This is a genomic window from Pseudomonas sp. DWP2-2, from assembly GCF_049897065.1.
Lineage (GTDB): Bacteria > Pseudomonadota > Gammaproteobacteria > Pseudomonadales > Pseudomonadaceae > Aquipseudomonas > Aquipseudomonas paracarnis.
Genome location: NZ_JAFCVN010000004.1, coordinates 228,728 through 252,258, shown reverse-complemented (window position 1 = coordinate 252,258; position 23,531 = coordinate 228,728). Strand labels below are relative to the sequence as shown.

The 23,531-nt window shown below is 57.8% G+C and carries 24 protein-coding genes and 1 pseudogene; 12 read left to right on the top strand and 13 right to left on the bottom strand.

Translation table 11 applies throughout. The features are described 5' to 3' along the window. Window positions 1-11: 11 nt before the first annotated feature. The 5 genes from ACP7CZ_RS11505 to ACP7CZ_RS11485 all read left to right on the top strand — a co-directional run bounded on the left by ACP7CZ_RS11505 (window position 12) and on the right by ACP7CZ_RS11485 (window position 3,189). The gene (locus tag ACP7CZ_RS11505) at window positions 12-776 is read left to right on the top strand and encodes an OBAP family protein (protein ID WP_054895713.1); all 765 of its coding nucleotides are present in this window, start codon (window positions 12-14) and stop codon (window positions 774-776) included. Window positions 777-856: 80 nt separating this feature from the next. Continuing rightward, window positions 857-2,146, top strand: a complete 1,290-nt coding sequence (locus ACP7CZ_RS11500) for an SDR family oxidoreductase (protein ID WP_294204609.1) — start codon at window positions 857-859, stop codon at window positions 2,144-2,146. A 165-nt stretch (window positions 2,147-2,311) separates the two neighbouring features. After that, complete coding sequence (locus tag ACP7CZ_RS11495) at window positions 2,312-2,593, top strand: hypothetical protein (protein WP_054921166.1); 282 nt, start codon at window positions 2,312-2,314, stop codon at window positions 2,591-2,593. A 102-nt stretch (window positions 2,594-2,695) separates the two neighbouring features. Then, window positions 2,696-2,953 (top strand): DUF6555 family protein, encoded by a 258-nt coding sequence (locus ACP7CZ_RS11490; RefSeq protein ID WP_003190423.1) that lies wholly within the window; start codon window positions 2,696-2,698, stop codon window positions 2,951-2,953. Next, window positions 2,950-3,189: a hypothetical protein gene (locus ACP7CZ_RS11485; protein ID WP_054921168.1), complete on the top strand. Its 240-nt coding sequence runs from the start codon at window positions 2,950-2,952 to the stop codon at window positions 3,187-3,189. Before ACP7CZ_RS11490 ends, ACP7CZ_RS11485 begins: the two co-directional genes overlap by 4 nt. A 276-nt stretch (window positions 3,190-3,465) precedes the next feature. On the opposite strand, the gene ACP7CZ_RS11480 is transcribed toward ACP7CZ_RS11485, so the two are convergent. Continuing rightward, window positions 3,466-4,323, bottom strand: a complete 858-nt coding sequence (locus ACP7CZ_RS11480) for an SDR family oxidoreductase (RefSeq protein WP_198834197.1) — start codon at window positions 4,321-4,323, stop codon at window positions 3,466-3,468. Between the two features lie 308 nt (window positions 4,324-4,631). Between ACP7CZ_RS11480 and ACP7CZ_RS11475 the strand changes: the two genes are divergently transcribed. Next, entirely contained in the window at window positions 4,632-8,777 is a 4,146-nt protein-coding gene (locus ACP7CZ_RS11475; RefSeq protein WP_181124134.1) for a CheR family methyltransferase, read from the top strand. A 15-nt stretch (window positions 8,778-8,792) separates the two neighbouring features. Here the strand turns inward: ACP7CZ_RS11475 and ACP7CZ_RS11470 are convergent, their stop codons facing one another. The 9 genes and pseudogenes from ACP7CZ_RS11470 to ACP7CZ_RS11430 all read right to left on the bottom strand — a co-directional run bounded on the left by ACP7CZ_RS11470 (window position 8,793) and on the right by ACP7CZ_RS11430 (window position 15,062). Then, window positions 8,793-9,308 (bottom strand): hypothetical protein, encoded by a 516-nt coding sequence (locus tag ACP7CZ_RS11470; RefSeq protein ID WP_060763616.1) that lies wholly within the window; start codon window positions 9,306-9,308, stop codon window positions 8,793-8,795. Window positions 9,309-9,322: 14 nt separating this feature from the next. Then, window positions 9,323-9,544, bottom strand: a complete 222-nt coding sequence (locus tag ACP7CZ_RS11465) for a PLDc N-terminal domain-containing protein (RefSeq protein ID WP_003190416.1) — start codon at window positions 9,542-9,544, stop codon at window positions 9,323-9,325. An 87-nt stretch (window positions 9,545-9,631) separates the two neighbouring features. After that, window positions 9,632-10,066, bottom strand: coding sequence for an SRPBCC family protein (locus ACP7CZ_RS11460; protein ID WP_294204499.1), 435 nt, complete (start codon window positions 10,064-10,066; stop codon window positions 9,632-9,634). A 65-nt stretch (window positions 10,067-10,131) separates the two neighbouring features. Beyond that, window positions 10,132-10,518 carry a nuclear transport factor 2 family protein gene (locus tag ACP7CZ_RS11455; protein WP_054921177.1) on the bottom strand — a complete coding sequence of 129 codons (387 nt, stop codon included), beginning with the start codon at window positions 10,516-10,518 and terminating at the stop codon, window positions 10,132-10,134. A gap of 92 nt (window positions 10,519-10,610) precedes the next feature. Continuing rightward, complete coding sequence (locus ACP7CZ_RS11450) at window positions 10,611-11,354, bottom strand: SDR family oxidoreductase (protein WP_294204502.1); 744 nt, start codon at window positions 11,352-11,354, stop codon at window positions 10,611-10,613. Window positions 11,355-11,398: 44 nt separating this feature from the next. Then, window positions 11,399-12,526, bottom strand: coding sequence for an alkene reductase (locus ACP7CZ_RS11445; protein ID WP_054921184.1), 1,128 nt, complete (start codon window positions 12,524-12,526; stop codon window positions 11,399-11,401). Window positions 12,527-12,581: 55 nt separating this feature from the next. Next, the gene (locus tag ACP7CZ_RS11440; RefSeq protein WP_054921186.1) at window positions 12,582-13,163 is read right to left on the bottom strand and encodes a TetR/AcrR family transcriptional regulator; all 582 of its coding nucleotides are present in this window, start codon (window positions 13,161-13,163) and stop codon (window positions 12,582-12,584) included. A gap of 104 nt (window positions 13,164-13,267) precedes the next feature. Continuing rightward, a pseudogene (locus ACP7CZ_RS11435) lies at window positions 13,268-14,524 on the bottom strand (cation:dicarboxylate symporter family transporter). A gap of 112 nt (window positions 14,525-14,636) precedes the next feature. Further along, window positions 14,637-15,062 carry a VOC family protein gene (locus tag ACP7CZ_RS11430; RefSeq protein ID WP_014718007.1) on the bottom strand — a complete coding sequence of 142 codons (426 nt, stop codon included), beginning with the start codon at window positions 15,060-15,062 and terminating at the stop codon, window positions 14,637-14,639. Window positions 15,063-15,217: 155 nt separating this feature from the next. Between ACP7CZ_RS11430 and ACP7CZ_RS11425 the strand changes: the two genes are divergently transcribed. Together ACP7CZ_RS11425 and ACP7CZ_RS11420 are read left to right on the top strand one after the other, a co-directional pair. Next, window positions 15,218-16,096, top strand: coding sequence for a LysR family transcriptional regulator (locus tag ACP7CZ_RS11425; RefSeq protein ID WP_032892377.1), 879 nt, complete (start codon window positions 15,218-15,220; stop codon window positions 16,094-16,096). Between the two features lie 213 nt (window positions 16,097-16,309). After that, complete coding sequence (locus ACP7CZ_RS11420; protein ID WP_057978089.1) at window positions 16,310-17,584, top strand: glycoside hydrolase family 68 protein; 1,275 nt, start codon at window positions 16,310-16,312, stop codon at window positions 17,582-17,584. 305 nt (window positions 17,585-17,889) lie between these two features. On the opposite strand, the gene ACP7CZ_RS11415 is transcribed toward ACP7CZ_RS11420, so the two are convergent. From ACP7CZ_RS11415 to ACP7CZ_RS11405, 3 genes are all read right to left on the bottom strand, one after another. Next, complete coding sequence (locus tag ACP7CZ_RS11415; RefSeq protein WP_057978091.1) at window positions 17,890-19,599, bottom strand: polyurethane esterase; 1,710 nt, start codon at window positions 19,597-19,599, stop codon at window positions 17,890-17,892. A gap of 208 nt (window positions 19,600-19,807) precedes the next feature. Continuing rightward, on the bottom strand, window positions 19,808-20,011 hold the full coding sequence (locus ACP7CZ_RS11410; RefSeq protein WP_181197099.1) for an SDR family NAD(P)-dependent oxidoreductase: 204 nt from the start codon (window positions 20,009-20,011) through the stop codon (window positions 19,808-19,810). A 46-nt stretch (window positions 20,012-20,057) separates the two neighbouring features. Next, window positions 20,058-20,957: a LysR substrate-binding domain-containing protein gene (locus ACP7CZ_RS11405; protein ID WP_294204509.1), complete on the bottom strand. Its 900-nt coding sequence runs from the start codon at window positions 20,955-20,957 to the stop codon at window positions 20,058-20,060. A gap of 145 nt (window positions 20,958-21,102) precedes the next feature. Between ACP7CZ_RS11405 and ACP7CZ_RS11400 the strand changes: the two genes are divergently transcribed. From ACP7CZ_RS11400 to yecR, 4 genes are all read left to right on the top strand, one after another. Further along, the gene (locus ACP7CZ_RS11400; protein WP_089042631.1) at window positions 21,103-21,489 is read left to right on the top strand and encodes a hypothetical protein; all 387 of its coding nucleotides are present in this window, start codon (window positions 21,103-21,105) and stop codon (window positions 21,487-21,489) included. An 11-nt stretch (window positions 21,490-21,500) separates the two neighbouring features. Beyond that, window positions 21,501-22,103 carry a glutathione S-transferase gene (locus ACP7CZ_RS11395; RefSeq protein ID WP_089042630.1) on the top strand — a complete coding sequence of 201 codons (603 nt, stop codon included), beginning with the start codon at window positions 21,501-21,503 and terminating at the stop codon, window positions 22,101-22,103. 68 nt (window positions 22,104-22,171) lie between these two features. Then, on the top strand, window positions 22,172-22,456 hold the full coding sequence (locus tag ACP7CZ_RS11390) for a glutathione S-transferase N-terminal domain-containing protein (RefSeq protein WP_294204513.1): 285 nt from the start codon (window positions 22,172-22,174) through the stop codon (window positions 22,454-22,456). 741 nt (window positions 22,457-23,197) lie between these two features. Then, window positions 23,198-23,500, top strand: coding sequence for a YecR family lipoprotein (gene yecR, locus ACP7CZ_RS11385; protein ID WP_089042627.1), 303 nt, complete (start codon window positions 23,198-23,200; stop codon window positions 23,498-23,500). The last annotated feature ends 31 nt before the right edge of the window (window positions 23,501-23,531 follow it).

Genomic DNA, 23,531 nt, shown 5'->3' with positions numbered 1-23,531 from the left:
GGCAGCCGACCATGACTGACAACCCCATCCATCAAGTGACCCAATCCCTGGCCGCAGCAGTGACGCTGGCCCTGCTCAGCGCCTGCGCTGGCAACAACTCACGTTCGAATGTCGAGGCACCTGGGAAGCCGACAACACCTTCGACCCGAACGCTGGAAGCCGGCGCCGCCCTGCTGCAATCACGCCCACCGATTGATGCCCTGAATGCCTACCTGGACGGTTTTCACTTCTACAACGGCCATCCCGATGTGCAAATGGAAGCCCATCACTACTGCGCAATCCTCAACGAGGAGGTCATCCAGTGTGTGATCTACGACGGCAACCGCAAGGATGCCAAGTTGATGGGCGTGGAGTACATCATCAGCGAGGCGCAGTTCAACACGCTGCCCGCGCCTGAAAAGGCGTTGTGGCATAGCCATGTGCATGAAGTGAAGTCAGGGCAACTGGTCGCGCCGGGCATTCCTGAGGCGGCGGAACATGCGCTGATGGAGAAGCTGGTGCACACCTACGGCAAGACCTGGCACACCTGGCATACCGATCTGGATAAACGCCTGCCGTTAGGCGTGCCTCAGTTGATGATGGGGTTTACCGCAGACGGCCAGGCTGACCCGCGTATGGTCGCCGAACGCGATAAACGACTGGGCATCGACAGTGCCGACAAGAAAAAGACGCGCGCCGATATCCCCGCGCCGCCCATCGCCCCTGGGGCGGACGCGTGGCGCCAGGGCACGGTTATCCAGATCGCCGACCCGACCCTGAAGGCCCATCAACATTGACACCGCCATTCAGTCATTTGGATTGAACGATCATTTGCGGGCCTTTCTCTACCCAAGACCAGCCAAAGGAGGATGTCATGATGATTGATACCGCAACCGGAATGAGGCCTGGCGAGCGATACGCCGTGGAAAACCTGGAGCGCACACCGAACTTCAGCGGTTTTTTCCTGGACGGAAAGTACTACCTGGGCCCTGAACTGATGACGGCTGTCGGATGGCTTGAGGGCCAGACGTTTATTTATGATGAGCTCGACGCCACAGGCGAACCGGTGTTTCCCAACCGCGTCGCTGGCACCGTCGAAAACCTGACCCTGATACTGACTGACGGTACCCGCCTTCAACTGCACCCGGTGCCCGTCCACGTGCCCGAGGATTCGCCTGGCGTCATGCAGGCCAAGGGGAAACTGCACGGCAAGACCGTGGTGATCACCGGCGCCTCCAGTGGCATTGGTCGCGCGGCTGCTCACGCCTTTGCCGAGCAAAGTACCCGCTTGGTGTTGGCGGCCCGAGATGAAAAAGCCTTGGAAGAGGTCGTCGAGGAATGCGCTGCGCGTGGCGCCGAGGCCATCGCCGTTAAAACCGATGTAACCCAGGGCGACCAGATGCGCGCCCTTGCCGAACAAGCGGCGGCCTTCGGCAATGGCCGCATCGATATCTGGATCAACAACGCCGGAGTAGGCGCCGTCGGCAGTTTCGAGGACACGCCCCTGGAAGCCCACGAACAGGTGCTGCAAACCGACCTGCTCGGGTACCTGCGCGGCGCCCACGTGGTGTGGCCCTATTTCAAAGCCCAGCACCGCGGCACTCTGATCAACACCTTGTCGCTGGGCAGTTGGGTAGCCCAGCCCTATGCCGTCGCCTACTCCGCCAGTAAATACGGCCTGCGCGGCCTGACTGAGGCACTGCGCGGCGAGCTGACTGACTACCCGGATATTCATGTGTGCGACATCTATCCCGCCGTGATGGACACACCGGGCTTTCGCGATGGCGGCAATTTTACCGGCCACGAGTTGACGCCACCGCCACCGGTCTACGACCCACATAAAGTCGCGCAAGCGATGGTGGCCTGTGCGCTGCAACCGAGGGACAGCACCACGGTAGGCAGCGCTGCCACCGTGGCCCGCGTCGCGCATTTTTTGCTGCCTGGCTTTTCGCGGCTATCCGGCTGGCTTACCCGCCTCGGCCTGGAGCGCAGCCCGCGCGCCGCGACCTCTACGGGCAACCTCTACGCCCCGGCAAGCGGCGAACGTCGTGTCGAAGGCGGCTGGCGGCAAACCCACCGTACGCCCTATGGGATGGTTGCAATAGGCGCAGCGCTGCTAGTGGGCGGCGTTGTCGTTGCGCGCAAATATTCAGCTCGTCACAAATGAAAACGGGGCACATCCCGAATACCAGCCAGTCAAGCACAACTCCTCTGTGGGAGCGGGCTTGCTCGCGAAAGCGGTGGATCAGTCACATCAATGTTCGACGTCTTCGCGAGCAAGCCCGCTCCCACATTTGATCTTCGTTGTTCCCATTACATGAGGTAACCCAGCATGTCTTACGATTACCAAGGTACTGCCAGTGTCATCACTGCCTCGCGCCATCTTGGAACACCCTCAGATGAACGCCTTAACGAGCCCAAAAACATCCAAATGACCAGCAGCGGCAAGCCGACCATCGCGCGCCTGGACTTTGACACGCCAATGGATTGGCCTGGCAATCCCAACTTTATCACCGTCAATTTGCCCGACGGATCCTCCGTCAGCGGTGTCATCGCCGAACTGCAACGCCCGGCCGATGGGCCTGGATGGGTCACCTTTACGGTAGATGATTAGTCTTCATCCATGCCTTGCGCCCAGTCATCGAATTGTCGGACAACTTATTTGAATTATTTTTGACGTCAAATATCTGTAGTTCATGAGTATCAAGGAGGCCTCATGAAACACAACGACCTATTCACTATCGAGTACCAGCTGCATGGCGAGCCCAAGTCCTTCATCGTGCGCGCGCCGCGCATGGACAATGCCGAGGCTTGGCATTGGGCCAGTTGTGACGCTGGTGTGGCGGTCATCCCCAAATTTGGGCAACACACGTTCAAGCGTGTGTCCAAACCGATGGCGGAGAAATACGGCATTACCCAGGTGCGCTGGAGTGGCGCGGCACAGATTCAATGGGCGGAGGGCCTCAGAGGATGAACAGTCAGACTCTTGGTTATACAACTACAAACAGGCGGGACGACGAAGTCGTGCGAAATGCCGAGATGTTTTTCGAAGCGGATCGATTGGATGCGTTGGCGTACGAGATCATTGAGTCCTACAGCGGCGATGCTCAGACGTGGGCGCGCTTTACCGAGGCGAAGAAACGTGCGGATGCGCAGCGTACGGTGGCCTATCGAGAGTGGATGCGAATTCATCGTTCCAAGCGCAAATAACGTCAGCCTGTGGGAGCTGGCTTGCCTGCGATAGCGGCCTGACAACCAATCAGGATGTCAGGCCGAGTGTATATCCCCTCGCGTTCACGCCCCTGACTCAGGGTCTGTTGAAGGCCCTCCAGGAGCGACACCGCCTTGCCTCTGTGCCTGTTGCCCGCCTGCCGGTGCCTGCGACTTATCGTTTCGCTTAGCCGCCGGCGGGCGCACCTTGCGCTCAGAAGGATTCGGTTCGTGGTGCTTCGAGGCTTCGCTCATACTGCCCTCCTCAATCACTGATCAAAGTATCGGCTTGCCACCCGTCACGCCGTAGCGTTCGCCGGAGATGTAGCTGCCTTCATCCGACGCCAGCAGCACGTAGATCGGTGCCACTTCCACTGGCTGGCCTGGGCGTCCCAATGGGGTGTTGCCGCCAAAGTTTTTCACCATGTCCGGCGTCATCGTCGAGACGATCAACGGCGTCCAGATAGGCCCGGGGGCCACGCTGTTGACGCGAATCCCGCGCTCGCCGAGCATCTGCGCCAGGCCGGCGGTGAAGTTGGCAATCGCGCCTTTGGTGGCTGCATAGGGCAACAGGCTGGGGTTGGGCATATCGGAGTTGACCGAGCTGGTGTTGATGATCGAACTGCCCTCGGCCATATGAGGCAGCGCGGCCTTGCAGATGCGAAACATCGCGGTGATGTTGACGTTGAAGGTTTTCACCCAGTCCTCGTCGGGGATGTCTTCCAGCGATTGATAGGTCATCTGGAACGCTGCGTTGTTGACCAGCACATCGATGCGGCCGAACTTCTCCACGGTGTCGTTGACGATGGCCGTGCACTGCGCCGCATCGCCCAGGTCGCCGGGCAGTAACAGGCATTGACGACCCGCCGCCTCGACCCAGCGTGCGGTCTCCTTGGCGTCTTCATGTTCATCCAGGTACGACACCGCCACGTCCGCGCCTTCACGTGCGAAGGCAATGGCCACGGCCCGTCCGATGCCGCTGTCGGCGCCGGTGACCAAGGCGATTTTATTGGCGAGCCGGCCCGAGCCTTGGTACGACTGCTCACCGCAATCGGGGATCGGGTCCATCTTGCGCTGCTCACCGGGTACGGGCTGTTGCTGGGTGTTGAAGGGTGGTTTTGGATAGCTGTTCATCAGAACGTCTCCTGGGTGGGTTTCTCTTTGCGAGGGTTCGCCAGGAAGCGAAGTTCAGACGGATTTTCAGAAAATCGGATAACCGTGCAACCACGATGGCCACTCGTCAGTTTGATTAAACCTTCCGCAGGCTGCGCGCCTCAACCGGGTGTAAGTGGTCGGTCGAATGACCGGGTGGCCTAAACGCATTTTTTGTTGGCGGCAGGTTTTCAGCTATATTTCACTGTCGGTTCAGCCCTCGCCCTCGTTGCTCAAGTTCTTCCCTCTACACCCGTCTTCCTGTGCGCCGTTATCCAAGGTTGGTATTTATGAAGTCTGCCCCCCCGCGGTCCCCCAACGTTCCGCAACGCAAAGATTTGACCCCCAGCAACTTGAATTTCCCGGTGGTGGGTATTGGCGCGTCGGCGGGCGGGCTGCAAGCCGTGAAAGCGTTCTTCGAGCACATGCCCAGAGACTGCGGCATGGCCTTTGTGGTGATCCTGCATCTTTCGCCCGACCATCAAAGTGTGGCGGGCAAGATCATTCAGGAAACGACCCGCATGCCGGTGTCGCAGGTCAATGACGCCACGCCCATCGAAAAGAATCACGTGTACGTCATCTCGCCAGCACAGCTCTTGAAGATGAATGATGGCTACCTCGCGGTCTCACCTTCCGTGCGCGAAGGTGGACCGCACATTGCCATCGACCTGTTTTTTCGCGACCTGGCAGACACCCATAAAGAACGCGCGTTTTGTCTGATCCTGTCTGGTACCGGCTCAGATGGCGCGGTAGGGCTGTCACGCATCAAAGAGCAAGGCGGCATCACCCTGGTACAAGCACCGGAAGACGCCGAGTACGATGGCATGCCGCTGGCGGCCATCGAAACCCAGATGGTCGACCTGGTGCTGCCTGTGGTGGAAATGCCGCAGAAGCTGCTGGAACTGTGGCGCAATGCCCAGTCGATTGTGCTGCCCACCGCCAACGACCCTGAGATCAAGACCACCCCACCCAGTACCGAACGCGATGCCGCCGTGGCCGAGCAGCTGTTGCTGGATATTCTAATCCAGTTGCGCGCCAGTACCGGGCATGACTTCAAGCATTACAAGCGCGCCACGGTGTTACGTCGTATCGAGCGGCGCTTGCAGGTCACGGCCCAACCCGACCTCGCCACCTATTACAACTTCCTCCAGGCCAACCCGGACGAAACCAAGGCTTTGCTGGGCGACATGCTGATTGGCGTGACCAACTTCTTTCGCGACCGCGAGGCCTTCGAAGCGCTTGAGCGAGACGTAATCCCCAACCTGGTGAAGTCACTGGAAGACAGCGTGCCGCACCGTGAGGAAGTGCGTATCTGGTCGGCAGGATGCTCCACCGGCGAAGAGGCCTACAGCCTGGCGATGCTGGTGGCCGAGCAACTGGCGCTGGACGCCAGCGGTGCAAAGATGCAGGTGTTTGCCACTGATATTGATGAGCGGGCCATTACCCATGGCCGCAACGGCGTGTACCCCGAAGCGATCATCACCGACGTACCGCCTCAACGGTTGCGCCAGTACTTTGCCAAGGAGAAGAACCAGCACTACCGGGTGCGCAAGGAAATTCGCGAAAAGGTACTGTTCGCCAAGCACAGCCTGTTGGCCGACCCACCGTTTTCGCAGATCGACCTGATCGTGTGCCGCAACCTGTTGATCTACCTGGACCGCGAAGTGCAACGCGACATCCTGCAAATGTTCCACTTCGCGTTGCGCCCCGGAGGTTACCTGTTTCTCGGCTCCTCGGAGTCGGCCGACGGCTGCCTGGACCTGTTTGTACCGGTGGACAAGCGCAACCGCATTTTCAGGGTGCGTGCCGGCTCGTCCGCCGTGCGTCGCGCCCCGACCATGCCGCGAGGCGGCTACCTGCGCCCGAGCGCCACGACGCTGGCGATTGAAACCAAGGCGCCCAGCAAGGTCTCGTTCGCGGACATCCATCTGCGCGCTCTGGAAAAAGCCGCGCCGCCCAGCGTTATCGTGAATATGCAGGCCGATATCCTGCACATGAGCGAAGGCGCAGGTCGATTCCTGCGCTACGTGGCCGGCGAGGTGACGCACAACCTGCTGACGTTGGTGCATCCCGATTTACGCCTCGATATCCGCACCACCTTGTTTCAGGTCCAGCAATCGAATAGCCCGGTGTCTTCGCGCAAGATCCGCATCCAACGCGAGCAAGGCCCCTTCCTGGTGGACATCAGCGCCCGCCCCTACCGCGATGAAGCGACCGAAAACGACTACGTGCTGGTGATCTTCCAGGAAACCGCCGTCGACCCACAGCTGCCCGACATCGACACCGTCAGCCAGGCCGAAAACGCGATCATGAGCAACCTGGAGCGCGAGCTGCAACGCACCAAGTTGCACCTGCAGGACACCATCGAACAGGCGGAAGTCTCCAGCGAGGAACTCAAGGCCTCCAACGAAGAAATGCAGGCCGTCAACGAAGAACTGCGCTCGGCCACCGAGGAGTTGGAAACCAGCAAGGAAGAGTTGCAGTCGATCAACGAAGAATTGCTGACCGTCAATTTCGAGCTCAAGACCAAGGTGGAAGAGACGGACAAGGTCAACGACTACCTGACCAACCTGATCGCGTCCACCGACATCGCCACGGTCTTTGTCGACCGCAACATGCGCATCCGTTGGTTCACGCCACGGGCCACGGATATTTTCAGTATGTTGCCGGTGGACACCGGACGCTCATTGCTGGACATCACCCACCGCCTCAATTACCCGCAAATGACCGAAGACGCCGCCACCGTGTTTGAGTCCCTGAGCTTGATCGAGCGGGAAATCAGCAGCAACGACGACCGCTGGTACATTGCGCGGTTGCTGCCTTACCGCTCCAGTGAAGACCACATTGATGGCACCGTGCTGACCTTCATTGATATCACCAAGCGGCGTCAGGCCGAAGAGGAACTGCGCCTGGGCGAGGAGCGCATGCGTCTGGTTGCCGAGAGCACCCACGACTTTGCCATCATCATCCTCGATGACCACGGCGCCATCACCGACTGGAACACCGGTGCCGAACTGATCTTCGGCTACACCAAGGACGAGGTGCTGGGCGCTTACTACGACCTGATTTTCTCCCCGGAAGACCGCTCCGCTGGCGTGCCGGAGAGCGAACTGCGCACCGCCCGCGAACATGGGCGTGGCGAAGATGAACGCTGGCATGTGCGCAAGGATGGCAGCCGTTTCTATTGCAGTGGCGAGGTGACGCAGCTCAAGAGCGACAGCTTGCGCGGCTACGTCAAGATTGCCCGCGACCTTACCGGCCACAAACGCACCCAGGACGAACAGAATCAGCGCTTGAAGGAAACCCAGACCAAAAGCCATCTCAAGGATGAGTTCTTCGCGGTGATGTCCCACGAACTCAAGCATCCGTTGAACCTGATCCAGCTGAACGCCGAACTGTTGCGGCGCTTGCCAGCCACCAAGGTCGCGGGCCCGGCCATCAAGGCGGTCAATACCATCTGCGAAGCGGTGTCCAGCCAGGCGCGGATCATTGACGACCTGCTGGATGTCGCCCGGGTTCGCACGGGCAAACTGAAGCTGAAAAAGCAACCGATCGACCTGATTCGCACCCTCAAGGACATTCACAGCGTGGTCCTTGCCGACGGTCATCGTCGCCAGGTCAGCCTTCAGACACCTTCGGTGCCGGGCCCGTTGATCGTTGACGTAGACCCCACGCGCATCGAGCAAGTGATCTGGAACCTCGTCAACAACGCCCTGAAATTCACCCCCGAAGACGGCCAGGTGCAGTTGGTGGTCAGCCGCTCGGACGGGCGCGCGCAACTGGACGTCATCGACAGCGGCGCGGGCCTGGCCCAAGAAAGCCTGGAAGAAATCTTCGACCTGTTCGGGCAAGCGGAAAACCAGCACCAGACTCACCAGCGCGAAGGCCTGGGGATTGGCTTGTCGTTGGTGCGGCAGCTGGTGGAGGCCCACGGCGGTTCGGTGAGCGTGCATTCGCGAGGGTTGGGCTTCGGTTGCACCTTTTCGATCTGGTTGCCGCTGTGCGAACAGCAGGATCATCTGCTGGATAGCGGCGCTACCCAGAACGAAGATCAGCGCCTCAATGGCCTCAAGGTTTTACTGGTCGATGATTCAGCCGAAGTCCTTGAGGTGCTGAACATGCTGCTGGAAATGGAAGGCGCCCAAGTGAGCGCCTTCAGCGACCCGTTAAGCGCACTTGAAACAGCCCGGGATGCCCAGTACGACGTGATTATTTCGGACATCGGCATGCCTAAAATGAATGGCCATGAGCTGATGCAGAAGCTGCGCAAAGTAAGCCACCTTCGACAGGCTCCCGCCATCGCCTTAACGGGCTATGGCGCTGGCAATGACCAGAAAAAGGCGACTGAATCGGGCTTTAATGCGCATGTCAGCAAACCCGTGGGCCATGACTCGTTGATCTCCTTGATCGAAAAACTGTGCCGCTCACGCCGTTAGGGTTTGGGCTGACGGTCAAGGGTAGATGAACTGAGAGAAGCGCACGGACGCCCCTGTTGGTCGCGACACCTGGGTATCCACGCTGCCCACCGTGTCGCTGCGCAAGGTCAGGTACAACACGGCCTGGCCGGCGCTGTCACTCAGCATCCAGACGCTTACACCCTCCCCGGCCGCCCTGGCCTTGAGCGGCTGCGGCTGGAGCGTCTCGATATTGAAACCGCGCAGCAGCTCACCGCTCAGCTCGACCTCCAGGGGTTGTTGCGCCTTGCCTTGCACATGAATCACCAGCCCATCGGAGGCGCCATTGCGTAAAAAGCGTTGGTACTCCACGCGCAACTGCCCATCGGCACTGCGCACTTCGCGGGTGCTCAGCGGCCCGCTGGAAAACAGGCCCGCCAGGCTCAGCCCCATCAGCACCAGCAGCGCGTACCAACCCACCCTTTCAAAGCGCCAGACCTTGCGCTGCAAGGCCATATCTTCCGGTACCGGGTAGTTGCGGCTCTGTAAGTCGTCGGGGTCTGGGTTGTTCATAGCGCGGCCCGGACTCAGCCCTTGCTGTGCTCGGGAGAAGACGGCCCCTTGGTGACACCCCTTGGGCCGGCAATCGCCCATATCGCGGCGCCCAGGAACGGCAGTACCACGACGACAGCACTCCAGCCTGCCTTGCTGGCCGATGCGTTATCGCTGCGCCAGATGCTGTTGATGATCCACGCGTCGAGCAGTACGAGGATCACTGCCAGGCCTATCCAGAAGTAAGTGGTTTGCATGATGCACCTCCAGGTTATGTAACTTTGGGTGCGCAGGCGCAGGCAGGGTTCATTATTTTTAAGGGCCTACCGTTGGACTCATCGACACTAAGCAAGCAACAACTGCAGTCCCTGGTGGCCATCTACGATCAAGCTTTGAATCAAGGCTTGATAGTGTTGCGCGGTATTGGGTTCTTGGAGATCGAAACATGCAGACCAAGTGATGCACGTTTGGTCTTGCCCCGTCAAAGCCACCAAACGTACCGTTGCCACATAGTTGTCCAGAGGCAGTGGCGCTTCCTCAAAGCGGTAGGACAGCGTTAAGGTGCGATCATCGACTGATAACAAGCGCTCTCTCACAACCGCTCCATCAGACAGCGTCAACGTGCGCATACTCCCAACAGCCCCATCGGACTCACCGTCCTCGAGGCTGCTTTCGACAATCGCAGGGTGCCATTGCTGGATCTCACCAAACTTCTTCACCACGCTCCAGGCGCGTTGTGCATCGCTGTTCAAAACAGCGGAGAATTCAACCATTGGCATCGTATAACCCTTTGAATAGACAGCCCGGCGATCCCGGCATCAGGCGTGCCGGGATCGGTTGATGCTTACGCGTCGAACTGGTGATACACCTTGGCAATCACCTTCCAGACACCCTCAATTTTGATCAGTGTCAGGTAGTCGTTGTAATCGGCGCCAATCGCATCGTTTTCCATATCGACACGTACTACTGCGGTGCTCGGCGTGATTGCCAATACGTCAAGGCGAGTGGTGATTTGGGGTGCACCGCCGTTCTTCGCAACGAAATCAAACAGGTTGTTGATCGGGCCGCCGAGCAACTCGCCATTGGTGAACCCATACATCACTGCGTCTTGATGGAAGGCTTGTGCAACGCTTTGAGCATTACCGGTACGCAGACCTTCCACGTACTGATTGGCTGTGGCGATGACAGCGTCGTACTCGTGGGTGGGTACTGCCTTGATATTCTTCGACATGCTTGTTTTTCCTTTTATGGGGGATGAGATGCCACACCGCTCGCCTGACATAGCCGGGGGGTCTTGCTGAATGAGTCAATGACCGCCGCCCGCTACCAATCCTGGCGCGTCGGCGAGATGATCAAGTCATTGACGGTGACGCTTTCCGGCTGGTTGAGCGCGTAAATCACTGCACGGGCGACATCGTCAGGCCCAATTGCAATCCGGTTCAGCGCCTGGGCAGCCTTGCGCCCCTGCGCATCACTGACCTTGTCCGCCCACCCTGTATTGATGACGCCAGGGCTGATCGTGTTAACGCGAATACCGTGCTGCACGCCGAGTTCTTTGCGCATGGACTCGGTCATGGCCTGGACGAAAAACTTGGTCGCACTGTAGACACCCGCAGACGGCCCTACCTGATGCCCTGCAACAGAGTCCATATTGAGAATCTGCCCGGACTTCTGTTCCAACATGAACGGCAATACTGCAGCCGTCATGTTGAGGTAACCCTTGATGTTCACATCGATCATCTTTTTCCAATCCTGCACGGCCAGATCAACCCAACGGGAAAAAAGCATCAGGCCAGCGTTGTTCACCAGAATGTCGATGGCGCCGTATGTTTCACGGGCAAACCTGGCAAGTGCCTGGGTTTGATCCGGTTGAGTCACATCAGTAGTAAACGCGACCACCTCACTTGCGGCCTCGCGCAGGTCAGCGACGAAAGACTCCAACGCCTCTTCATCAAGGGCGGCGGCAACCACACGCGCACCTTGCGCTACCAGCGCCCGGGTGGTTGCCGCGCCGATGCCTGAGGATGCGCCCGTGACGATGGCTACCTTGTTTTGCAGGTAATTCATGTTCCATACCTTTTTGCAATGAATGCTATTGCGACGCCTGCACCTTAATTAGCGCGGGACCTTGCTATTGAGGCGTCAGCGGTTGGCCAATCGATGTAACCTTTTGCCCCCCCGCCGTAGTAACTCTCGCGTGGAGCGATGGTCAGCTCAATACCGCGACGCAGACGCTCGACGAGGTCGGGGTTGGAAATGAACAAGCGACCAAATGCAACCGCATCGATCCGGCCCTGCGCGCGGCGTTCGATTGCCATCGCCAGGTCATAGTTGTTATTGCCTATGAATGGCCCTTCAAACTGGGCACTCAATGCATCCAGGTCCACACCTTCGGGCACTGTGCGGGAGGTCGCCGTGGCGCCTTCAACAAAATGCAGGTACGCCAGGTTCAATTGATTGAGCTGCTGGATCAGGTAGCCATAAGTCGCCATGACATTGCTGTCAGGAGGCGTATTACCGGCATCAGGGGTCACCGGTGAAAGGCGAATACCGACACGGTCGTTACCCCATATCGAAACCACGGCTTCAGTGACTTCCAAGGTCAGTCGCACCCGGTTCTCAATGGAGCCACCGTATTGATCGGTGCGTTTGTTAGTGGAATCCCGCAGGAATTGATCGAGCAGATAGCTGTTGGCCGAATGCACTTCTACGCCATCAAAACCGGCTCGCTTGGCGTTCTCGGCGGCCCGCTTGTATTGCTCGATGATCCCTGGGATCTCCGAGGTTTGCAGCGCACGAGGCGTCGATACCTCGACAAAGCCATTTTCGGTGTAGGTGCTACCTTCAGCCTTGATCGCCGAAGGCGCTACGGGGGCATCGCCGTTGGGTTGCAACTCGACACTGGAAAAACGTCCCACGTGCCACAACTGACTGACAATTTTGCCGCCCGCCGCGTGCACTGCATCGGTGACCTTTTTCCAGCCGTCCACCTGTTCTTGCGACCAGATTCCCGGAGTCATGGCATAGCCACGTCCTTGGGCAGAAATGTTCGTCGCTTCGGCAATGATCAAGCCGGCGCTGGCACGTTGAGCGTAGTAAGTGGCGTGCATTTCATTTGGCACACCGTCGTCGGCCATCCGGCTACGTGTGACGGGCGCCATGACTATCCGGTTAGCCAATTGCAGCGCCCCCAGATGCATGGGAGAAAAAAGGTCGGTATCCGTGGTGATATCGGTCATAAAGCCTCTTTATAAATTAGACCGGTCGTCTAGTAAAGTGGTAAAAAAAACGCCTCTATGCCAGCAGGCGCTTACTCGTGTTCAGCGCTGTTTCGAAAGCAGCCGTTGTGTTTCGCACCTTCACTAACAGTGAAGCCCCAAGCCACAGTTGATACAACGATTCAGCCAATGTTTCGGCGTTCTGGGTCGATGTGATGGACCCATCAGCCATCCCCTGTTCAACACACCGGGTGATCCTCTGGATAATCAGTGCGGTGCCCTCTTCAAGTACGCTGCGCATGTCATCCGAAAGGTCGCACACTTCTGCGCCGAGTTTCACCACCAGGCATTTCTCCTCGGGATGATCGAACGCCTGTGTCTTCGCCCAATAATCCAGGTAGCCAATCAACCGCTCGGCGCCAGTCCCTTGCGCTGCCATGACGATGTCTACCCGACCGATATACTCTTGGAAATACTCTTCCAGTAGTGCCTGGCCGAACTCCTCCTTGGAGCGGAAGTAGTGATAAAACGAGCCCTTGGGCACGCCCGCCGTCGTCAATACTTCCATAAGACCGACGGCGGTATAGCCCTTGTGGGTCATCAGTGTCTTCGCTACATCGATGATGTGCTGTCGCATGTCCAGATTAGATTTTTTCATAATGACGAGAGCCTATCCAAAACTAGACCGGTCGTCTACAAAACATTAGCAATACCTGACGAATGACCCCCTGCGTTCTCGCCTATCGTTGCTCCTGCAAACGACTAGGCCCGTGCGGCTGGATAATCCGTTGAAGGTCTGAGCTCGACCTTTTCCCACTTGGCGATGACTAACGGCGCAATGGCATTGCCCAACACGTTCAACGTAGTGGTACCACTGTCGATGATCCTGAAAATGCCAGCGATCAACGCGACGCCTTCCAGTGGAAGACCTGCTGAGGCCAATGTCGCTGACAAGATGATGATGGCGAAACCTGGCACCCCTGCTGCGCCCTTGGAAGTCAGCACCATGGTCACCACCAACAGGATCTGCTGGGATAACGACAGGTCGATGCCATGGAGTTGCGCGACAAAGATCGTCGCCACCCCAAGAAAAATCGACGCACCATCGAGGTTGAACGCATACCCCACCGGCACCACGAAGCTGACGATCCGACGCGGCACGCCGTAACTTTCCATCTTTGTCATCAACTGCGGCATCACTGCGGCTGAGGCGGCACTTGAGAACGCGAGCATCAACTCATCGCGCAAGTACCCGATCAACTTGAAAATGTTTTCGCCTATCAAGTAACAGATACCGCCAAGTACCACCAACGCAAAAACAATCAGCGCCAGGTACACAACACCAATCAACTTGAGCAATGGCAACAAGGAAGCGAAACCAAACGTCGCCACGGTCGCGCCGATCATGCCGAACACACCCACAGGCGCATAAGCCATAACCATGGAGACAACCTTGAACATCGCATCGCAAACACTTTGAAGCAGTGCGATGACCGGTGCGTTTTTCTCTTTCGGCAAGGCGTTCAATGCCAAGCCGAACAGCACGGCAAAAAACAACACCGACAGCAATTACCCCTCGGACATCGCAGCCAATACGTTATCGGGCACGATGTTCTGCAATATTACCAGCGCTCCTTTGGGCGGCTCCAGCGTGATGGATGCGGCACCGTGCGAAACACCGGAAATATCGGTACCTGTTCCCGGTTCGAAGAGATTTGCGAAACACAAGCCTATGACGACGGCCAGCGCGGTAATCGCAAAGAAATAACCGAGCGAGCGCACCCCCATGCGGCCAAATGACTTGCTGTCTGGGCCACCGGCAATGCCCAGAATCATGCAGCAGAACACGATTGGCACAACGACCATCTTCATCATCTTGATAAAGATGTCACCAAGCGGTTTCAGAACCTGCACGCTGACCCATGCCTGATAGTGCGGATGGGTATTGAAGTACCAACCGACAAGCACGCCAAGCAACAGCCCGGCAACGATTTGCCACATCAAGGGAATACGTTTCATGTCTAGCCTTCTTGTTGGTATGTAAGGTCTGCGTTATCAGCAGTTGCTAGAGTCATGAGCTTGCAGCTCACGTGAGCCCCCATGGCACAGCTCAGCTGTGCCATGGGTGTTCTTATTTCGCGAAGAGCTGGCCCATATCCTTGAACGCCTTGAATTCAAGGGCATTGCCGCAAGGATCAAACAGGAACATGGTGGCTTGCTCGCCAACCTGACCTTTGAAACGAATGTACGGTTCGATCACAAATTCGGTACCAAACGACTTCAGTCGCTCGGCCAGCGCTTCCCATTGCTCCCAACCCAGAATGATGCCGAAGTGCGGAACAGGAACATCGTGACCATCGACCGGATTGCTATGAACACTTTCTTGAGAGGCGGTTTTGGGATGCTCGTGAATCACCAGTTGATGACCATAGAAATTGAAATCGACCCATTGAGTGCTGGACCGCCCTTCTTCTAAACCAAAAACCTCACCGTAGAAGGTCCGTGTTGAAGCCAGGTCGTAAACAGGTATTGCGAGGTGGAATGGCGAGAGGCTCATCAGATCTCCAGTGCTTTTTTTGTGGGCTTGGCGAACATTCCCCCGTCATTGCCTCGCTTGGCTCAGCCGTTGCCGGGGATGGAAAACATCGTAGGACGGAAAACCCAACATAAAAATCAATATATATTTCTTAGAAACACAATTAATATTTATGAATGATCAAAGAACTCAAGACACTCATCGCTGTTGCACGGGAAGGCACTTTTGCCGCTGCCGGCAACAGAATCGGCCTGACCCAGGCCGCTGTGAGCGCGCAAATCCAGCGCCTCGAAGCTGAACTGGGCGTCGAAATTTTCGACAGAAAAGGACGCTCTGCGCATCTCAATAGAATGGGCCACCAAGTACTCTTGCAAGCTCAGGAGCTGCTCAATCTTTACGACAACCTGGGTTCCTCGACGATGGGACAACCCACCAACGAGCGGGTGACTATCGGCGCAATCGCGTCGGTGCAACGCTCATATTTGCCCGAATCGCTGGCCAGGTTTCACCAGCAATGCCCGCAATGTCGCACGCGAATCATTCCAGGGCTGTCGATGGAGTTGGTCAACCTCGTCGACGCTGGCGAGATCGACATGGCCACCATCATTCGCCCACCCTTCTCGCTTCAGAGTGACCTGCACTGGACGACGCTGGCGCGGGAGCCCTACCGGCTAATAGTACCGAGCGAAGTGCCGGGTGAAGACTGGTCGGCGCTCCTGTCCAGCCATCCTTTCATTCGCTATGACCGCTCATCGTTCGGCGGCCGGCAGGTTGATCGATTTGTGCGGCAAATGCATTTCGCGCTGCATGAGGTGTGCGAACTGGATGAGCTGGAAGCCATCCTCCAGTTGGTTAAAAAGGGCGTGGGCGTCGCATTGGTGCCGCAAACGTGCAGAGATCCGGAGTGGCCTATGGGTGTTCGAGCACTCGATCTGGGCATACACACCTTTCATCGTGATATCGGGCTCATACACCGTTCTCGCCAAAGCCTCACCGAACCGGTGCGGATACTGGCTGACTTGATCTCTGACCAGTTCAAGCGAGGCCTGATCTAACCAAGCGCTCGCCAGTGGTCGCCACCCGACCACGCCGATAGCTCGAGAACAGAACGTCTAGAAACGAGACGAGATGAAACGTATCAGCCTCACAAAAAACACATTTTATGCATAAATGCATTTTTATCCTTGACCGAGAGAGCCGAGTCTTTTAAATTCAAATAACTGTATATAAATACAGTATTTTGAATCCCTTCATGGACGAGGCTTACTATGAAAAGCACCCCTTCGAAATTTGGCAAAACACCCCATCAACCCAGCCTGTGGACCCGCGCCGATGCGCTCAAAGTCCATGCGGACGACCCCACCACCACCCAGCCGCTGGTCAGTGCGAACTTCCCGGTATTGAGTGACGAGGTTTTTATCTGGGACACCATGCCGCTGCGTGACATCGACGGCAACATCACCTCCGTCGACGGCTGGTCGGTGATCTTCACCCTCACTGCGGATCGCCACCCGAACGACCCTCAATACCTCGATCAGAATGGCAACTACGACGTCATCCGCGACTGGAACGATCGCCATGGCCGGGCAAAGATGTACTACTGGTTCTCCCGCACCGGCAAAGACTGGAAACTCGGCGGCCGGGTAATGGCTGAAGGGGTTTCGCCCACCGTGCGCGAATGGGCTGGCACACCGATCCTGCTGAACGAACAAGGCGAAGTGGACCTGTACTACACCGCCGTCACGCCCGGCGCGACCATCGTCAAGGTGCGTGGCCGCGTAGTGACCACCGAGCACGGCGTCAGCCTGGTGGGCTTCGAGAAGGTCAAGCCACTGTTCGAGGCGGACGGCAAGATGTACCAGACCGAAGCGCAAAACGCCTTCTGGGGCTTTCGCGATCCATGGCCATTCCGCGACCCGAAAGACGGCAAGCTGTACATGCTGTTCGAAGGCAACGTGGCCGGCGAGCGCGGTTCGCACAAGGTCGGTAAAGCCGAAATCGGCGACGTGCCACCCGGCTATGAAGAGGTCGGCAACTCGCGCTTCCAGACCGCCTGCGTCGGGATCGCCGTGGCCCGCGACGAAGACGGCGACGACTGGGAAATGCTCCCACCGCTGCTGACCGCGGTCGGCGTCAACGACCAGACCGAACGCCCGCACTTCGTGTTCCAGGACGGCAAGTACTACCTGTTCACCATCAGCCACACCTTCACCTACGCCGACGGTGTAACCGGCCCGGACGGGGTGTACGGTTTCGTCGCCGATTCGCTGTTCGGCCCGTATGTGCCGTTGAACGGCTCTGGCCTGGTACTGGGCAACCCGTCCTCCCAACCGTTCCAGACCTACTCGCACTGCGTCATGCCCAACGGCCTGGTGACCTCCTTTATCGACAGCGTACCGACTGACGACACCGGCACGCAGATCCGTATCGGGGGCACCGAGGCACCGACGGTGGGTATCAAGATCAAAGGGCAGCAAACGTTCGTAGTCGCCGAGTATGACTACGGCTACATCCCGCCGATGCTCGACGTCACGCTCAAGTAAACGGAGGCTGTAAGACAACGGGTTTGAATTCGATGACAAACCCGTAGTGGATAGCATCGAGATATCCCGTCTGATGCAACTCACCCCACCTCACTGGCTACAAGGATGTCGCCAGTGAGGTGGGGTGCGCCGCACCTGTGGCGAGGGAGCTTGCTCCCGTAGCGGTCTGACAGCAGACGCTGATCTCACTGACACGCCGCGATCCAAATGTGGGGAGTAAGGTAGATACGCCTAGGCTGACAGGACGTCACGGGAGCAAGCTCCCTCGCCACAGGTTCAGCGTCACATCACCGTTATTTGGAGACTCAGGAAATATAAATCCCCGCCCCATTCAACTGAGTCATATTCACGCCAACCAACGTCACAGAATTGTCCCCGAAGGACAGCAGCGCGTTGTCCTCGAACATCGAGACATGGGAGCGATAATCGTATTGCTGTCCCAAGTCAGGAATACCCATGAACACCAGCTTATCGCTGGCCTGGTACCCCTCGACCCGGTCATTACCAAAGAGGCCGTTGAACAGGAAGGTATTGCTGCCACCGCCCGACACCATCAGGTCATTGCCCGCCCCGCCAACGAACACGTTATTGCCCTGCCCACCGATCAAATGATCGTCGCCGCCCAAACCAAATAACCACTCCCCTGCTGCATGAGCGGTGAGAACGTTATCCTGTACATCGCCGTTGACTGAGGGCACGTAGTGCGTCAAGGCTGTTCCGGCCAGCAGGCCCTGGCCGGTTACGGTATAGGTGATGTCGTGAGAACCCCACGGAATTGAATTCCACAGTATGTAGGACGTCTCCTTACTCACCAGCGCGCTGATATCCCGAGTCATACTGATACCACCATAGGCGTCGTTGACGTACAGCGTGCCATCGCCATCATTGGCAAAGCTGAAGCCGGCCAGTGGTTTTTGGAGTTCGAAGACGTTATCGCCCTGCCCGCCCAGCAGGATGTTGTAGCCACCGTCATCGCGAAAACGATCATCACCGGCCCCGCCTTCCAGGAAGTCATTGCCGGCCCCGCCCTTGAGCAGGTCGTTGCCCTCGGTGCCGAGGATGAAGGTATTGCCGGTGTGTTTTTCAGCGTAGCGGTTCAGATCTTCTACCCAGGTGGTTCCACGCGCAGCCTCTGTAAGGCTGGAAACCACGATGGTCGAGTCCTTGTCGGTCAAGTCATAGAACTGCGAGGACGCGATGCGCCCCAGGCCCTGGATATAACCGTCCAGGGAGTGGGCCTTGGCGACGCCCCAATTGAGGCTATTGGGTAAATGCGCCGAGAACGACGCGTAATTATCGGTAAAGCTGACGAGGTTGTTCGCGGCCGAATCCCAGCCCCTGTCGTTACCCCAGAAGAGCGCCGAGGTGTTGATGCCGTTTCCATCAATGGCTTTGAACACCGGATCGTTCTCGTAGCCGATATTCAATACCTGAGTGTCACCTGAACGTTGGGTAGGTGAAGCGAAGGTCACATAGTGAGCGTCCTGGTAGAAGCCGCCCCAATAATCGGGGCTCAAGGCCGCCAGGCTGTTGGCCCCGAGCGCGCCGAGGCTATGGCCGGTGACCAGGATATCCTTACCGCTCAAGCCTTGGCTCACGGCGTAACGGGCGACGTTTTCGAGCAAGGCGCTGAAGGCGAACTTGGCGTAATTGGCGGCGTATCCGGGAAGTGCAGCGGCTGCCAGGTCGCTGGCCACGTCACCCGCGCCATCCCAGGTCAAGCCAAAGGACGTGCCACGAAAGGCAATGCCCATGGCAATCAGCCTGCCACCCCCATCGTACTGCCCGAGAATCTCGACGTTTGCCGAAGGGGCCAAGGCAGTCTCGCCCCAAAAGGTGCCTTGCTTGTCGACGTTCTGCGTCACGCCCAACGCTTGCGCACCAATGGGCGCCCAGCCACCGGTGGCCAGGGGTTTGCCGGTGGAGTCATAAGCGTACTCGGACAACGCCAAGGCGTTGTCCAGCAGCGCTTTGGCTTGCTCGCCCCTCATGCTCTTGTAATCGAAAACGCCCATGCCCTTCGCCCCTTTCAAATGACTATCAGATGGCGATCAGTTCGCACAGCCGGGGTCGATTGAGTGCGCGGCGCTGGGGAGTGTCAAGGGTTACCTAGAAATTCAATAATGCTCATCAAATCACCCTCTCATCCGTGCGCAGGTGCATGCCGTCGATCAACGTGTGTTCTCAATCACCCAATAGTCGGCTGTGTCGACGTTGATGTAACTACCCTTCTCGATGCGTCTGTGCCTGGTCGGCGTCAGTCAGGTCGCTGGCAAAGGTATGCACCTGCAGGCCCGCTCGCTCGCACTCGCGTTGCGCCTGTTCCAGCCGCACTTGCGACCTTGAAACGATCGCCGCTCGGGCGCTTTCACCGGCGAATGCCCGGGCGCATGCCAGGCCAATCCCCGAGCTGCCGCCCGCGACCACAACCAGGCGTTCTTGCAGAGACAGATCCTTTCGGGCAGTACCTCCGTCAGGTGTTTTTTTTCAGTTGCACGAGGTAACGCTCCACTTCCCCCGATAACCAATGGGAGAACTCGCGTTGTTTATCTTCCGAACTTTCCCTGGGTGGCCACACCAGCCAATAGGGGTACGCGTACGGTGCACTGACGTCACACAGCTGGATCAGTTCGCCCCGCTCGACAGCGTCATGCACCAGGCTGCGCCGCTCCAGCGTGATGCCTTGCCCCAGGCGAACGGCTTCCAGCACCAGGTTGGAGTCATTGCTGCATAAACCCTTGCGCTCGCTGCCCATCTCGACACCTGCAGCCTCGCACCAGGACAACCAGGACTCAGTGTTGTAGATGATGGTGCTGTCGACCACCTCCTGCGGCGTCTGTGGCAGGTGCCCACCATTGAAATGAGGGGCGGCAACCACAACGACTTCATCATGAAACAACAGCTTTTGCTCGACGCCCTCCCAATCCCCCTTGCCCATGCGGATGCCGATATCCACTGACTCCTGATGCAGATTGGAGATGGTCAAGCTGGCTTGCAGACGAATGCTGATATCAGGGTAAAGCTGCTGAAAACCCGGTAGTCGCGGTAACAGCCAGGACCGGCCGAACGACGGCAGAACCGCTACCACCAACTCCCCCATCTTGGGCAGTGCCTGGATCAATCGGGTGGCCTCGGCGATGTCGCCCAGCGCTTTGCGGATCTGCAACGCATACAGGCGCCCATCCTCGCTGACTCGCAAGCCGCGCCCTTCGCGCACGAATAGCATCAACCCCACAATTTCCTCCAGCACCTTGATCTGCTGGCTGATAGCAGAATGCGTGACGTGCAACTCCTTGGCAGCAAGGGTGACGCTCCCCAATCTGGAAGTGGCTTCGAAACTGCGCAGGCAGGTCAATGGAGGAAATGCACTCATGTAAGCTCAGCTAACCTGTTCTGGTAAAAATTATCGATATTTTGAGGGCTTTACCAACGTTAAAGTAACCTCAAATTAACAATTCCTGCCAGCCACGGGCGTCTTTGCGTTCCACCGTCACCTCGAGAACAGCGGAGCGTCTTCGATGAAAACCACCCTCATGGAACCAAGCCTCCGGACCACCCGCCTCAACCAGGCCCCGCAGGTATTACTGACGAAAATGAGCCAGGGGCGCCATGCCCTGAAATGGCTGGTGACCAAGGATCAACTACTCTCCTTCTGGCTGGAGCAGCAGGCCTATGTGATCGCGCTGAAGGGCCGCCATTGGATGACGTCCCAAGGCATTGATGTCTGCCTGGAACAAGGGACTTTCACCTGCCTTGCGCCGGGCCTGATCCTGCTGGAAGGCGAAGGGGAAATTGCGCTGTACCTGGCCGACCACGAGGCCACCCCCCGCGCCTGGGGGCTGCTGTTCAACCTGTACAAGTACCTCAAGCATCCCCACTGCACGTTGAAAATTACCCTGACGTAAATGGAGGTTTCATGAAACTGGTCGGCATGCTGGACTCGCCTTACGTGCGCCGCGTAGCAATTTCCCTGGATCTTTACGGCGTCGACTTTGAGCATCAGCCACTTTCGGTATTCAGCACCTACGAACAATTTGCCAGCATCAACCCGGTGGTAAAAGCGCCCAGCCTGGTGCTGGACGATTCAACCGTACTGATGGACTCAAGCCTGATTCTCGATTACTTCGAAGCGTCGGCCCCGATTGATAGAAAGCTGTTGCCACAGCAAGCCAGCGCGCGCGTCCAAGACCTGCAGTTGATTGGCCTCGCCCTTGCTGCCTGTGAGAAAACCGTACAGATCGTGTACGAACATAACCTGCGCCCCGCAGAAAAACTCCACGAGCCCTGGCTCGACCGAGTAACCGGCCAGTTGCTGGCCGCCTACTCAGCCTTGGAAAAACGCCTGGCCCATGCGCCGGATGCAGGCTTGACCCAAGGTGCCATCAGCGCAGCAGTGGCCTGGTCGTTCAGCCAGTTCACAGTGGCCTCAGTGATTAACGCCGAGGCCTTCCCGCACCTGCAGCGCCATGCTGGGAGGCTCGAGGAACACCCGGCATTCAAGCGATACCCCATCGCATAAGCCCCCTGCAACGTACCGCGAGCCGGCACCTGCCGGCTCTTTGCCCTGCGCTCACATGAACGGCCTCTATGTACACCGTCTTTTTCTCACCCACCGCCAATGGCTATAAAATGCTGCTGATGCTGGAGGCCTTGGCGGTCAGTTATGACATCTGCCACATCCATCTCGCCGGCGATGAACAACACCTTCCCGCGTATCTGCAGGTGAACCCGCACGCCAAAATCTCGGTGCTGCTGGACAACGACAACCAGCAAGTGGTGGTGGAGTCTGCCGCGGTGCTTCTATACCTGGCGGAAAAACACGCACGTTTTGGCGGCACATCGCCCGTACAACGCTGGCAAGTGATGCAGTGACTGATCTGGCAAGTCAGCAGCCTGGGGCCGATGACTGGGCAGAGTTACCACTTCCATCATCAGTTGCCCCAACCCGATGGGTACTCGGCTACGCGCTATCTGAACCAGACCCACACATTGTGGTTTTGGTTGATTGCGTAAGGCACCTGGCTGAACTTATCCGCGGTCGGCGTCGCAAAGCGGTCGCTCAGCAGTTGTTGCTCATGCGCCAATACATTGATCGCAAAGCCCTGCGCCGCAATCGGTAGCAGCGTCGCAGGGCCCTATAACTGCTTGGGTTGTAGCCGATTTCCGTCAGCCCCAGCACGGTCCACCGTAGCTTGCGTCTCGATTTCCTCCAGGTGATTGTCGGGCTCTTTACGCGCTTCTAGACTCCGCCGCCGTGGGGCAAGTCCCTTTCCCATCATGATTCCCACAGGCGGCACGGCGCAGATTTTTTTGCCGCCGCCATTCGCAAGGAGAATTTCCTGGGCGGCGCTGGACTGAACTCAAAGCCGCGACCTCCAGAGGCCGTCTGGTCAACTGCTCGACGGTCAATAACCCGAATCACTGCATCCTGTCCATCACCATGGATCAGGACAGGAAGGTTGTCGGGTTTGAGGCCGATGCAGGCGAACCGCTGCTGCCCAGTGGTTACCAGTCAGTCAAATTTGGGCCGCCTTCGCTCTCTACGTTGATGCTGGCGAACAAAAAACGAAGCCTACCAACGTCATTTTCACCAACAAAGGATCGTCCTCGACAATGAAACCCGTCATCGTCGCCATCGCCCTACCGCTCTTTGCAGGCTGCGTCACGCCGAAATATTGGGAAGCTACCGGCGGCAACCCGTCCGATGGGCTGGTCCAACTCTCCTACGTACATACGCCATTCGAGCTCGGCCAAATCCGGGAATCCCAAGGTTTGGCGATCGCCACGGGGCGCTGCCAGTTTTGGGACTACGCACGCGCAGAACGCGAAGGTGCGGAGAAATCCGTGTGCCGAACGATGGGGCAATTTCATTGCCTGGAAACCACCGTGACTCAGGATTATCGGTGCCAAATGTGACATCCACCCAAAGCGCAACGAGGCAGTTTGG